This is a genomic window from Acetobacterium carbinolicum (genome assembly GCF_047456275.1).
Classification (GTDB): domain Bacteria; phylum Bacillota; class Clostridia; order Eubacteriales; family Eubacteriaceae; genus Acetobacterium; species Acetobacterium carbinolicum.
Genome location: NZ_CP173357.1, coordinates 4,063,589 through 4,075,879, shown reverse-complemented (window position 1 = coordinate 4,075,879; position 12,291 = coordinate 4,063,589). Strand labels below are relative to the sequence as shown.

Here is a 12,291-nt window from a genome sequence, read left to right as displayed (position 1 = left end):
ACATGAAATATGATGTGATAATCATCGGAGCGGGACCTAGCGGTATTTTTGCTGCCATGGAACTGGCGAAGAAAAATAAGACCCTAAAGATCCTGATGTTAGAAAAAGGCAATTCCATTGAAAAACGGATTTGTCCGAAACGCCAGACCAATGTCTGTATTGGCTGCAAGCCCTGTAATATTACCACCGGTTTTGCTGGCGCCGGAGCCTATTCGGATGGCAAGCTGTCGCTTTCACCCGATGTTGGTGGTGAATTGCCAGAATATATCGGCTATAATGCGACGGTCGATCTGATTAAGTATGTCGATGATCTCTACATCGAGTTTGGTGCCGACAAACGGGTTCATGGGTTGGATAATCCCGAAAAAATCCGCGATATCCGCACCAAAGCGATCCAGAGCAATTTAAAACTGATTGAATGTCCGGTCCGCCATATGGGCACCGAGGTCGGTTATACCATTTATCAGCGGATTCAAAACTACTTAATTAATGATCTGGGCATTGAAATTAAATTTCGGACTGCGGTGCAAAGTCTAGTGGTCGAAGATAACACGGTTGTTGGGGTTGTGGCCAAGGGTGAAACCTACAGGGCCGATAAGGTGCTCGTGGCGGTCGGTCGGGATGGTTCCGAATGGTTTACTTCGATGTGTGAATCTTACAAGGTTGAAACAAAGGTCGGAAAAATTGATATCGGGATTCGGTTAGAAACCCGAAACGAGGTCATGCAGGAAATTAATGATGCCCTTTACGAAGGTAAGCTGGTCTATTATACCCCTACTTTTGATGACAGTGTCCGAACCTTTTGTTCAAACCCCGGCGGCGTGGTTTCGACTGAATACTATGATAACCAGTTGGCAGTGGTCAATGGCCACAGCTATAAATCCGATAAGTTAAAAACGAACAACACCAATTTTGCGCTGCTTGTTTCTAAAAGCTTTACGGAACCCTTTAGGGAAGCGGTGGCTTATGGCAAGCACATTGCCAGCCTGGGAAACATGCTTACCGGCAACAAGATCATGGTTCAGCGTTACGGTGACTTCTTAAGAGGTCGGCGCACCACTCAGGAACGGCTGATGCGTAATAACATCCAGCCGACCTTAATTGATGCGGTGCCCGGGGATCTTTGCTTAGTCTTGCCCTACCGGATTATGAAGGACATTGATGAAATGATTCAGGCCCTGGATCATGTGTCACCTGGTTTAGCCAGTGACGAAACCCTGCTTTACGGGGTGGAGGTTAAGTTTTATTCCAATAAGGTAACGGTCGATAAAAACTTTCAGTCCAGCATTAAGAATCTCTACGTGCTGGGTGATGGTGCCGGGGTAACCAGGGGGTTGATGCAGGCATCCGCCAATGGGGTGTATGTGGCCAGAAACCTCTATAACGAATAGATGTCCGGAAAACTATATATTGTTGGTACTCCAATCGGGAATCTGGACGATATGAGCATCCGGGGATTAAGAGTCTTGCAGGAGGTTGATCTGATCGCTGCTGAAGATACGAGACATTCGATTAAGCTGCTCAATCACTTTGAAATTTCCAAAAAGATGGTGGCCTATCATCAACATAACGAACAACAGTCCAGTGAAGGCCTCATGCAACTGTTAAAACAAGGCCAGGACATCGCCCTGATTTCCGATGCCGGGATGCCGCTGATCTCTGATCCGGGATCGGTGCTGGTAAAAAGCTGTGTTGAGAATGACATTGCGCTGGAAGTGGTTCCCGGCCCTAACGCCGGACTCTGCGGTCTGGTGCTGTCAGGACTTAATACCCGCTCTTTTTTGTTTCTCGGTTTTTTAGGCAAAGAAAATAAGGCCGTTAAAGAAGGCCTTAAACGAATCGAAGCATCGGAGTTTACCGTCGTCCTTTACGAATCCCCCCACCGGCTATCAAAAACCCTGGAAATTCTTGATCAGCAGGGTCTGGGTCACCGGCAGATGAGTATTTCAAGAGAAATTACCAAACGCTACGAGGAAACCCGCTATGGCACGATCAAGGAACACCTTCATTATTATCAGGAGCAGTCCCCCCGCGGCGAATATGTGCTCTGTATTGAAGGCCGGACCGCCGACGAAGGCAACGCCGCAGCTGGACTGGAACTGGAAAGCCTGAGTCTCGAAGAACATCTGGAATATTATCTGAATACGGGCCTGCCGGAAAAAGAAGCCATGAAAGCCGTGGCCAAAGACCGGAATATTTCCAGGCGGGATGTTTATAATGCGGTTAAACGATAAAGCCCTTGAAAAAATCTGGAATTAAAGTATAATAGGGATAGCAATTAAAAAAGCAATAAAAAATTACGATGAAGAGAAGAGTAGGTGTGGGCACTGTGAAGAGCGAGCCGGGATGGTGAAAGCCGGTGACAGAAAAAGCATTGAAGATGGCCTCGGAGTAAGTTTGGGTGAATGTTTTAGCCTGGACCGCTTGACGCGATAAAACTGAAAGTTTAGATAACTTATGAAGGCATTATTTGTGAGAATAGTGCGAACTAAGGTGGTAACGCGAACCCTTCGCCCTTAACTGGACGGGGGGTTTTTTGTGGATTAAGCCATCAAATACGGAAGAATCAATAAAAGGAGAAGTTTATGACAGACAAAACATTTTATATTTCAACCCCCATTTATTATCCCAGTGGAAACCTGCATATCGGCCATACCTATACCACGGTGGCAGCGGATACAATTACCCGGTTTAAAAAACTGCAGGGCTATGATACCTATTTTTTAACCGGTACCGATGAACATGGCCAAAAGATTGAAAAGGTGGCCGAAGCCGCAGGAGTTGCGCCTCAGGCCTATGTCGATGGGATTGTCACCGGGATCAAAAACCTCTGGGAGACGATGAACATCAACTACGATCAGTTTATTCGAACGACCGATCCCGAGCATGAAAAAACGATTCAACGTATTTTTAAAAAGCTCTATGATCAGGGTGATATTTATAAATCCAACTATGAAGGTTGGTACTGTACGCCGTGCGAATCGTTCTGGACCGAAAGTCAATTAGTCGATGGGAATTGTCCGGACTGTGGACGGCCGGTGGAAAAAGCCTCGGAAGAAGCCTACTTCTTTAGAATGTCAAAATATGCCGATGGTCTGATGAAATATATTGACGATAACCCTCACTTTATTCAGCCCGAATCGCGAAAAAATGAAATGATCAATAACTTTATTAAACCCGGCTTGCAGGATTTATGCGTTTCCCGGACCTCCTTTACCTGGGGGGTACCGGTGGATTTTGATCCCGGACATGTCGTTTATGTGTGGATTGATGCCCTGCCCAACTACATCTCAGCCCTCGGTTACCTCAATGATAAACCCAACCTGATGGATCGGTACTGGCCGGCTGATGTTCATCTGGTCGGCAAAGATATTATCCGTTTCCATACCATTTACTGGCCAATTATCCTGATGGCGTTAAAATTACCGCTACCCAAACAGGTTTATGGCCATGGTTGGATCCTTCTAAAAGGTGGCAAAATGTCCAAATCGGTGGGGAATGTGGTCGATCCGGTGGTACTCGTGGAAAAGTATGGCGTCGATGCCGTGCGCTACCATGTGCTTCGGGAAATGAGCTATGGTTCCGACGGCGTTTATAATGAAGACCTGCTAGTCAGCCATATCAATTCCGATCTGGCCAATGACCTCGGCAACCTGCTCAGCCGGACCCTGGCGATGACCGATAAATACTTTGGCGGTGTGATTCCCAAAGAACGGGAAAAAGCTGAAATCGACCGTGACCTGATTGAACTGGCCGAGAAAACCCCGGGGCTTGTCAGTGCTTACATGGACAAACTGGATTTTAGCCGGGCCCTGGAAGAAACCTGGAAACTGATTTCCCGTTCCAATAAATATATTGATGAAACCCAACCCTGGATACTGGGAAAAACCCCGGAAAAACAAGCCCGATTGGCCCAGGTGATGTATAACCTGACCGAAGCGCTACGGATTGTCACGGTGCTGATTTCCGCGGCAATGCCAGAAACCGCCCAAAAAATCGGCGAACAGCTAAAATGTCCGGCGGATTGTTTAACCTGGGACAGCTTAAAGCATTTTGGGGGCTATCCCGAAGGCCTCAAAATTGAACGTTGCGACGCCCTGTTCCCGCGGATTGAGCTTGAAAAAAAGGAAGCTAAACCGGTCAAAGAAGCTGCGAAAGCCAAAAAAGAAAAGGATGCCGAAACGCAACAAGAACTGCCGGAGGGCCTGATCACCATTGACGACTTTGCCAAGGTGAAGTTGCGGGTGGCCGAAGTGGTGGCCTGTGAACCCCATCCCGATGCCGATCGATTACTGGTTTTACAGCTTTTGGTGGGTCAGGAAAAACGTCAGGTGGTATCTGGTATTGCCAAATATTATGCCCCGGAAGATCTGGTTGGAAAAACCGTCATTCTGGTGGCTAACTTAAAACCGGTCAACCTCCGGGGTCTGGAATCCAACGGGATGATTTTAGCCGCGACCAAGGGCAAAAAATTGTCATTGGTGACGGTCGATGGTATTCCCTCCGGCGGAAAAGTTTCATAATAATTAGAACGATTTGCTGGCTGGTTGAAAATGGTTGTAAGTCAACCAGCCATGAAGCTTAGCGGCGCGTGGCTACAAACCAGGTAATACTGGTTGCGAATAAGGCCAGTGAAAGTAAAGCGGTAAGCATACTAGACGTTTGCCAAATCAGGATGGTTGACCAATTCGGCCCGATAAGTACAAGCAAAGCCCAGCAGATTAGAGTCACAATCAGACAGCTACCCGTTGCGATGATGTGCTTTTTTGTTATAGGCTGTCGCTTGGGCATTTTCTTTTGGCGTAAACCCCAAACAAAGAACAGCAGCGCCAAGAGCCCACAAATAATGGTGGCCGAGGACAAGGCGATGTCAAGAAACTGGGTCGCGTTTATTTGATAGGACTGAGCCAGATTACCCGCCAGGATATCCTTAACTTTTAACACTAAATTGAGGTTCGTATTTGTGCCGTTGCTCAACAAGCAGATGGCGGTATTTTCTCTTGGCAGCAGGACCACTTGGGTGGCAAAATTGGGGTTGCCGCCAGCGTGCTCAATAATTGTTTGGTCGGAATTGACGGACCATCCCGCGGCATAAAACATGCCGTTGACATCCGAAACGGATTGGTCCCCCTGATGCGAGGTTTTAATAACCTTACGGAATATTTCGGGTATATCCGAAACAATCCCCATTTGGATGCCCATCCATCGAGCCATATCATGGGTGCATGAGATGATGTAGCCGGCCGGTTTATTCCCGGTAAAATCCGGGGCATCATAGGGGGTCGTGATAAAGAAGCAAGAGCGGTAGCCCTGGGCTAATTGTCCGGTAGCTTGAGCAGCTTCTTTGTAAACATAGGTCTGGTTTAACCCTAACGGCTGAAACACTTGTTTTTTCATGTAGTCTTCATAGCGCTGACCGGATACGACCTCAATAACCAAACCCAAGACATCATAATTAACCGTTCCGTAATCATACTGCTCACCCGGATAAAATGACAGATTAGTATCGACGAGCATTGCGACGGTTTTTTTTAGCATATCCGGCGTATTGCCCTGGGGAATGTATTGACTGTGAAGGCGATTTGTTAAGCCGCTGGTATGGTGTAAAAAGGTATTAAGGGTGACACCTTGCATATCAACGGGTTTCCCCTGATAGTTTAAGGTAAACCAGGGTAAATATTTTTGGATCGGGTCATTCATTGACAGTAGCCCTTGTTCTTCCATTAGCAGGATACCCATGCCGGTAAAAGCTTTACTGACCGAAGCCAGCTCATAGAGCGTGTTTTCATTTGCGACTTGTCGCTTTTCACGATTTGCATACCCGGAAGAAAAGTAGTACACCTGGTCATTCGCAAGTATTGAGAGGGACATCCCGGGTACACCTGAGACACGACAGGCATCATCCAACAAGGTTTGGATAGAATCAGATTGCGACGTCGACAGTGCATAACCGGGTGTTGTGAATCCCGGGAATAGGATCAGTGCTACTAAAACAAAAGCAATAATATTTTTCATAGACGCTCCGCTTTGAAGAAATGATGTGAGACTCATATAAATAATCGCCATTTACCGTTTACAACCCTTGTGAACGGCCATTAACTTTTTTATAATCATTTTACCACATCCATAAAAGTGTGTCATTTCCGTTTTTCCCCCCGCCTCCAAAACCGGGAATTGATCCTTGTTAATAAAGCACACACTAAAAAAAGTCTCAACAGCATCGTGCTGTTAAGACTTTTTTAAAGTACCGGATTAAAGGTTTTTCATCGTGTCGAGGTATTCGTTTTTGTCACGGACACCAACGAATCGATTGATCGCCTCACCGTTTTTAAAGAAAACCACGGTGGGAATACTCATGACCCGGAATTGTTGGGCCAGGGTCTGGTTTTCATCCACATTGATCTTACAAACCTTCATATTTTCGCCAAGCTCCTGAGAAATTTCATCAATGGTCGGGGACAGCGCTTTACAAGGCCCACACCATTCTGCCCAAAAATCGACCATGACAGCGCCATTATAGGATAAAATTTCGGTTTCGAAATTTTCCATATTGATATTAATAATTTTTTCACTGGACATTGTTCTTTTCACCTCATAAATGTATTTGCGCAAACATTATATAATAATTCCCACGAAGTTTAAAGGATAAAAGTAAAATTTCTCAGTTTAAAGGCAGACGGTTGTGTTAGAATAAAGTCATGAAAAAAATGAGCATGACAAAAAAGATGGATATAAAAAAGAGCATCATAAAAAACGAACTCGATAAAATTAACAGCCAGAATACCTGTCGGTTTCATATGCCCGGACATAAGGGCCGGGGTGAAGCGTTTGCCTTATACGACTACGATATCACGGAAATACCCGGTGCCGATAATCTCCACGATGCCCAGGGGATCATTGCCCAGGCCCAGACTAAACTGGCGACGATTTATCAAAGCGACGAAGCGGCGATTCTGGTAAATGGCACCACCACCGGCATTCACAGTGCGATTATGGGGACCTGTTCCCCGGGAGCACAGTTATTGGTGCCGACTAACTGTCATCGGGCGGTTTTTGGAGCGCTTAGTCTGGGTCGCATTGAAGCGGTTTTTATCACCCCGGAGCTTGAAGAGGATTTGGGTTTTGCCCGCTCAATCAGTGTCGCCTCGGTCCAGACGGCCCTGTCCCAAAATCCCCAAATTGGGGGCATGATTCTGACCAACCCCAGCTATTACGGTACCACTAGCGACTTAGAAAAAATTGCCGAAATTCTTCATGAACAGGGAAAATTCTTAATTGTGGATGAAGCCCATGGCGCTCATCTGGCTTTTAGTGATAAACTGCCCCTGGACGCCCTGTCAGCCGGAGCCGATGTGGTGATTCAGAGTACCCATAAACTACTGGGGTCCCTGACCCAAAGCTCGCTGATTCATTTTCAGGGCAGCCTGGTCGATCGGCAAAAGATTAAATCGTTTCTTAGCTTACTCCAAAGTTCGTCACCCAGTTATCCGCTGATGATTTCGGTAGAAGAGGCCGTCGACGCCGCTTATGAAAAGGGCGAAATTATTTTTAATACCATTGCCTTGGCCCATCAGGAATTCTGCCGGAATCAGAACGACCAGCAGCCGATTACCCTGTATGAGGGCAGTAACCCGGCTAATCGGTATGACCGCAGCAAGTGGCTTTTTGTGACCCGGGGTATTACGGGAACCGAAGTGGAAGCGTGGCTGTCAGCAAGGTATGGCATTCAATGTGAGCTTTCAGCAGATCATTACGTGCTGGCAATGACTGGCATGGGGACAAGCCAGGATGATTTAAAAAGAATAACCCAAGCTATCTGTGATATAAATAAAATCGTCAGGCAGGATTTGCCTGAAAAAAAAGAAATAAAGACCCGTCTTTGGGAGCACATAAATTTTACCGCCGCGGTGCAAACAGAAATGCCTCTTTGGGAAGCCCTTGCTTCGGAACACCGCGGCAAGATGGCGCTGGCCGCCGGCCAGCTTGTCGGGGATTTCATTATTCCCTATCCCCCGGGGATACCGGTTTTACTCCCCGGCAGCCGGATCAGCCCGGAAATGGTCGTTTATCTGAATGATCTGTTGGATCAGCAGGTCGCGGTGGTGGGGATTGATACAAAAAGAGAAATAACAACTATAAAAAAGGAGCCGGTAAAAATGGAAAAGAATCATCAGGGACAACTCATCGTCATCGAAGGGGTGGACGGCAGTGGCAAACAAACCCAAACAGAGCTGCTCTATGACCGGCTGTTAAAAGAGGGGCAAAAAGTGAAAAAAATTGCTTATCCCCGCTATGACAAAAAATCCTCAGCCATGGTAAAATTATATCTGGAAGGGGCCTTCGGAAAAGATCCCGGCGCCATCAGCCCGTACATTGCATCCACCTTTTACGCAGCCGACCGTTATGCGTCCTATAAAGAAGATTACGAGGACTTTCTGAATCAGGGCGGACTGGTCCTGGTCGATCGCTATACCACCTCTAATATGGTCCATCAGGCGGGAAAAATAAAAGATCCTGGGGAACGGAAACGTTTTCTTGACTGGCTGTGGGATTATGAATTTAATCTCTATGGTCTGCCGATTCCGGATCAGGTGTTTTTTCTTAACATTCCCCCGGAGATCAATCAGCAGCTGATTAAAAATCGGAACAATAAAATAACGGGCAAACAGGAAAAAGACATCCACGAAAGCAGCCCGGAGCATCTGAGGGATTCCTACCACAGTGCCTTGGCCCTGGTTTCGGAATATGGATGGACGGAAATAAACTGTATTTTAAATAACCAGTTGCGAAGTATAAAAAGCATCCATGAGGAAATCTGGGAATGCATAGAGGAGCGTAAAAAAAATGATTGAAGATCAATATATCTATTTAACCATGGCCGACTCAGATATGGATTTTATCCTGCTTAAAAATTATCTAAGTGCCAACGGGATACCGGTAATCACTAAAGAAAAAGGGTTTGGTGGACCCATCCGCAGTATCTTCATGGGAAATTTTACGCCGGCTCATATTGAGGTTTTTGTCAAAGAGAGTGATTTAGAAGAGGCGATAAAACTTCTGGATTATGAAGAGTTCAGTGCCGAATTAGATGAAGAATTGGGGCTGGATACTGAGGATTGGGATGACAGCGATGATAGCAATAATAGCAAAAAGAATAAACCGAATTAGTCACTGTCTTGGAGAGGAAAAAAATGTTTGAAAAGATACAGGGGCATCAAACCATCACCAGTCATCTTGAGAAAGAAATAAAGACCGGCGAGGTCAGTCATGCTTACCTTTTTTCAGGAATCGATGGCCTCGGAAAAAAGAAAACGGCCCGGGAATTCGCCAAAGCGCTTTTATGTCAGGATCAGCGTGATAAAGGCTGTGGCCATTGTTCGGTCTGCACCCAGATTGATCATGAAAACCACCCGGACGTTAAAATTATTGGTCCCAAAGCCGGTGAAGCCAGCATTAAGATCAGTCAGGTCCGGGAAATGATCAGTGAGCTGTCAATTAAACCCTACTCTGGTAATTGGCGGATTAATATCGTGGATGGGGCCGAAAGAATGACCCCTGAAGCTCAGAACAGTTTGCTAAAATCATTAGAAGAGCCGCTTTGTTATAATATTTTTATCCTCATCACCAGTCATATCCAATCCATTTTGCCCACCATCCGATCGCGTTGTCAGAGTTATCATTTTCAGCCGCTGAGTCTTGTCGATCTGGAGACCGTTCTTTGTCAAGAAACTGATTTCGATAAGAACACGGTCTCGGAGGTTGTGGGGGCCGCCAGTGGGTCCCCGGGAATGGCCTTATATCTGCTGAGTAATAGCGAGATCCAGAAAGAACGGACCCATTTTCTCAGGGAGCTTTACAGCCTTTTAAAGGGTGATGAGATCAAGGTCTTTACCCTGGCAGAGGTGTTATCCAAAGATAAGGCCACCAGTCAGGCGATCCTGGAGTTTTTTATTCACTGGTTTTATGAGGTGAGTTTGCTGCTGGAAGGTCATCCCCTGCCGAATCATGGCGAGCCCAACCCGGCCCACAGAGCGTATCACCATTTGCTGGAAAATGAAAAAAATCAGGCCATTATTAAAACTTTATTTGAAATGATGGCGACGATACAATATAATGTTAACTTAAGATTACAATGGGAAAAGTGTTTCATTAAGATAATGAAAATTCAGAAAGGATAAATCCAATGGGAAAATCAGTCGTCGGCGTACGATTTAAAAAAGTGGGCAAAATATACTATTTTGATCCGCTGGATATAGCATTTGAACAGTTTGATCCGGTTATTGTGGAAACCGTCAGGGGCGTTGAGTATGGCGAAATTGCTTTGACTGCCAGAGTGGTGGATGAGGAAGAAATGGTGGCTCCGGTCAAACCGGTTATCCGTAAAGCAACAGCAGCCGATACCATTGAGTTTAATAAGCTCAAGAAAAGCGAGCAGGATGCCAAAGCGGTTTTTATTACCAAGGCAAAAAAACACAAGCTGGAAATGAAACTGGTCGATGTTGAATACACCTTTGATCAGAAAAAGGCGATCTTTTATTTTACGGCCGAAGGTCGGGTGGATTTTAGAGAATTAGTCAAAGATCTGGCTTCCATCTTTAAGGTGCGGATTGAGCTGAGGCAAATTGGGGTTCGCGATGAGGCCAAACTATTTAAAGGCTTGGGCGTTTGCGGACGAACCACCTGTTGTGCCCAATGGCTGGGTGATTTTACACCCGTGTCGATTAAAATGGCCAAGGAACAAAACCTTTCCCTTAATTCGACTAAGATTTCAGGGATCTGCGGTCGGCTTTTATGTTGTCTGACCTATGAACAGGAGTTTTACGAAGAAGTTTCCAAAAAATTGCCCAAGGTGGGACAAAGAGTCATTACAGCCGATGGCGAGGGTGAAGTATTTAAGTTAAGCATTCTGGAAGAAACAGTTTTCGTCAAAATTCAGGTCAATAAAGACGAAACGGAGGTAAAAAGATACCTTCTGGAAGAAATTGAAGTAAAAAAATTCGAAAAAGTCAAAAAAGACAAATAATCATCTTGATTTCACTACAAAAAAGGATATAATAAAGATGTTGTTAATGCTAAAAGGAGGGTTTTTAAATGGCTTATAAAATTACAGACGAATGTATAGCTTGTGGATCATGCATGGATGAATGTCCAGTTGAAGCAATTTCTGAAGGCGATATCTATGTTATTGATGCAGCTACTTGTACTGACTGTGGCGCTTGCGCGGAACAATGTCCAGTAGAAGCAATTGTTCAAGACTAGTTAGAAGTGTTAAGAAAAGGCACCTTTCAGATTTTCTGGAAGGTGCCTTTAACGTGGCATTGTTTTAAAACAGATTTTATTTTATGGTGTTAGATTATAAGATACCGGGGTAAATATATATTCAAGAAATAAAATTAATGACAGATGAAATCTGGAGGAGGAAAAATGCAGAAATACGTATGTGATGTTTGTGGTTATGTTTATGATCCTGAGGTTGGGGACCCGGATAGTGGTGTGAGCCCAGGAACCGCTTTTGAAGATATTCCTGACGATTGGGTTTGCCCATTGTGTGGTGTCGGAAAAGAAGATTTTTCGCCGGAAGACTAGAAAATAACAATCAAAAAAGAGCTAAAGCTCTTTTTTTTATGGGATCAATGGGTTATAATGACAATGACTTTAGAAACATGGAGGACATATGGCAGTTAAAGCACGGGAAACCCTTGAGAGCAAACAAATCAGCATCACAACCCTGGGGATATTAATGGTGGTAGTGGTTGGCTATACTTTTTTATACAATCAGTTTGCCAATACCCTGGAAGATTATCGTTTAAAAACCATCGTTGGTGTGATCAGCCTGGTAATTATGATGGGTGGCTTTTTGATTTCGTTACGTTATATTACAACCATCTATGAGATGGTTATCACCCACGACCGGTTGATTATTGACCGAAAAATATTTTTCTGGAAGAAAACCGTCCTGGAAGTAAAAATTGAGGACATTAAAAAAATTCTGCCAATTGAGGAAGCAAAAAAAGTTGAAGGACAGACGCGCAATTTCACCCTGACAAATATGGACGGAAAACGAAAATATATGGTCCAATATGAAACACAGGGAAAAATTTGTAGTGCAAAGATCCAATGTACCGGGAAATTCATAGATACTTTGAAAAAATTGGTCAAAATATGATAGCTTTAAGGAAATCTTAAGAGAAATAGAGTATTATTTAGTCATAACAAGTTACCCTCTTTCAAAGTTTTTAGAAAAAACCGAGCGCTTTTCACACGGCTTCGGTTTTTTTCTTTTTTGAAAAA

General features: G+C 44.9%; 12 protein-coding genes and 1 pseudogene. 11 read left to right on the top strand and 2 right to left on the bottom strand.

What is annotated here, in order from left to right; genetic code table 11:
- The first annotated feature begins 2 nt into the window (after positions 1–2).
- The 3 genes from ACIZ62_RS19000 (at position 3) to metG (ending at position 4,523) form a co-directional block, all read left to right on the top strand.
- On the top strand, positions 3–1,391 hold the full coding sequence (locus ACIZ62_RS19000) for an NAD(P)/FAD-dependent oxidoreductase (protein WP_111888576.1): 1,389 nt from the start codon (positions 3–5) through the stop codon (positions 1,389–1,391).
- On the top strand, positions 1,392–2,234 hold the full coding sequence (rsmI, locus tag ACIZ62_RS18995; protein ID WP_111888577.1) for a 16S rRNA (cytidine(1402)-2'-O)-methyltransferase: 843 nt from the start codon (positions 1,392–1,394) through the stop codon (positions 2,232–2,234).
- Between the two features lie 351 nt (positions 2,235–2,585).
- Positions 2,586–4,523, top strand: coding sequence for a methionine--tRNA ligase (gene metG / locus ACIZ62_RS18990; protein WP_111888578.1), 1,938 nt, complete (start codon positions 2,586–2,588; stop codon positions 4,521–4,523).
- 58 nt (positions 4,524–4,581) lie between these two features.
- On the opposite strand, the gene ACIZ62_RS18985 is transcribed toward metG, so the two are convergent.
- Together ACIZ62_RS18985 and trxA are read right to left on the bottom strand one after the other, a co-directional pair.
- The gene (locus ACIZ62_RS18985; RefSeq protein ID WP_111888579.1) at positions 4,582–6,015 is read right to left on the bottom strand and encodes a serine hydrolase domain-containing protein; all 1,434 of its coding nucleotides are present in this window, start codon (positions 6,013–6,015) and stop codon (positions 4,582–4,584) included.
- A gap of 237 nt (positions 6,016–6,252) precedes the next feature.
- The gene (trxA, locus tag ACIZ62_RS18980) at positions 6,253–6,579 is read right to left on the bottom strand and encodes a thioredoxin (RefSeq protein WP_111888580.1); all 327 of its coding nucleotides are present in this window, start codon (positions 6,577–6,579) and stop codon (positions 6,253–6,255) included.
- Between the two features lie 119 nt (positions 6,580–6,698).
- On the opposite strand from trxA, the pseudogene ACIZ62_RS18975 reads away from it, so the two are divergent.
- The 8 genes and pseudogenes from ACIZ62_RS18975 to ACIZ62_RS18940 form a co-directional block, all read left to right on the top strand.
- Positions 6,699–8,078 (top strand): annotated as a pseudogene (locus tag ACIZ62_RS18975) (aminotransferase class I/II-fold pyridoxal phosphate-dependent enzyme); the annotation flags it as partial.
- A gap of 78 nt (positions 8,079–8,156) precedes the next feature.
- Positions 8,157–8,852 (top strand): dTMP kinase, encoded by a 696-nt coding sequence (locus ACIZ62_RS18970; RefSeq protein WP_414151882.1) that lies wholly within the window; start codon positions 8,157–8,159, stop codon positions 8,850–8,852.
- Positions 8,845–9,168: a DUF2007 domain-containing protein gene (locus tag ACIZ62_RS18965; protein WP_111888582.1), complete on the top strand. Its 324-nt coding sequence runs from the start codon at positions 8,845–8,847 to the stop codon at positions 9,166–9,168. Before ACIZ62_RS18970 ends, ACIZ62_RS18965 begins: the two co-directional genes overlap by 8 nt.
- A gap of 23 nt (positions 9,169–9,191) precedes the next feature.
- A complete protein-coding gene (gene holB, locus ACIZ62_RS18960; protein WP_414150966.1) occupies positions 9,192–10,178 on the top strand; it encodes a DNA polymerase III subunit delta' in 987 nt (328 codons plus the stop codon).
- 5 nt (positions 10,179–10,183) lie between these two features.
- Complete coding sequence (locus ACIZ62_RS18955; protein ID WP_414150965.1) at positions 10,184–11,023, top strand: stage 0 sporulation family protein; 840 nt, start codon at positions 10,184–10,186, stop codon at positions 11,021–11,023.
- Positions 11,024–11,091: 68 nt separating this feature from the next.
- Entirely contained in the window at positions 11,092–11,259 is a 168-nt protein-coding gene (locus ACIZ62_RS18950) for a 4Fe-4S binding protein (RefSeq protein WP_070370676.1), read from the top strand.
- A 165-nt stretch (positions 11,260–11,424) separates the two neighbouring features.
- Positions 11,425–11,586 carry a rubredoxin gene (gene rd, locus ACIZ62_RS18945; RefSeq protein ID WP_111888585.1) on the top strand — a complete coding sequence of 54 codons (162 nt, stop codon included), beginning with the start codon at positions 11,425–11,427 and terminating at the stop codon, positions 11,584–11,586.
- Positions 11,587–11,674: 88 nt separating this feature from the next.
- Positions 11,675–12,166 carry a hypothetical protein gene (locus ACIZ62_RS18940; protein WP_414150964.1) on the top strand — a complete coding sequence of 164 codons (492 nt, stop codon included), beginning with the start codon at positions 11,675–11,677 and terminating at the stop codon, positions 12,164–12,166.
- Positions 12,167–12,291: the final 125 nt, after the last annotated feature.

Excerpts from the sequence above, each read along its gene's own strand:
- holB (WP_414150966.1), top strand. The coding sequence starts at position 9,192 with ATGTTTGAAAAGATACAGGGGCATCAAACCATCACCAGTCATCTTGAG.
- metG (WP_111888578.1), top strand. The coding sequence starts at position 2,586 with ATGACAGACAAAACATTTTATATTTCAACCCCCATTTATTATCCCAGT.
- ACIZ62_RS19000 (WP_111888576.1), top strand. The coding sequence starts at position 3 with ATGAAATATGATGTGATAATCATCGGAGCGGGACCTAGCGGTATTTTT.
- ACIZ62_RS18985 (WP_111888579.1), bottom strand. The coding sequence starts at position 6,015 with ATGAAAAATATTATTGCTTTTGTTTTAGTAGCACTGATCCTATTCCCG.
- rd (WP_111888585.1), top strand. The coding sequence starts at position 11,425 with ATGCAGAAATACGTATGTGATGTTTGTGGTTATGTTTATGATCCTGAG.
- rsmI (WP_111888577.1), top strand. The coding sequence starts at position 1,392 with ATGTCCGGAAAACTATATATTGTTGGTACTCCAATCGGGAATCTGGAC.
- ACIZ62_RS18950 (WP_070370676.1), top strand. The coding sequence starts at position 11,092 with ATGGCTTATAAAATTACAGACGAATGTATAGCTTGTGGATCATGCATG.
- ACIZ62_RS18955 (WP_414150965.1), top strand. The coding sequence starts at position 10,184 with ATGGGAAAATCAGTCGTCGGCGTACGATTTAAAAAAGTGGGCAAAATA.
- trxA (WP_111888580.1), bottom strand. The coding sequence starts at position 6,579 with ATGTCCAGTGAAAAAATTATTAATATCAATATGGAAAATTTCGAAACC.
- ACIZ62_RS18970 (WP_414151882.1), top strand. The coding sequence starts at position 8,157 with ATGGAAAAGAATCATCAGGGACAACTCATCGTCATCGAAGGGGTGGAC.
- ACIZ62_RS18965 (WP_111888582.1), top strand. The coding sequence starts at position 8,845 with ATGATTGAAGATCAATATATCTATTTAACCATGGCCGACTCAGATATG.
- ACIZ62_RS18940 (WP_414150964.1), top strand. The coding sequence starts at position 11,675 with ATGGCAGTTAAAGCACGGGAAACCCTTGAGAGCAAACAAATCAGCATC.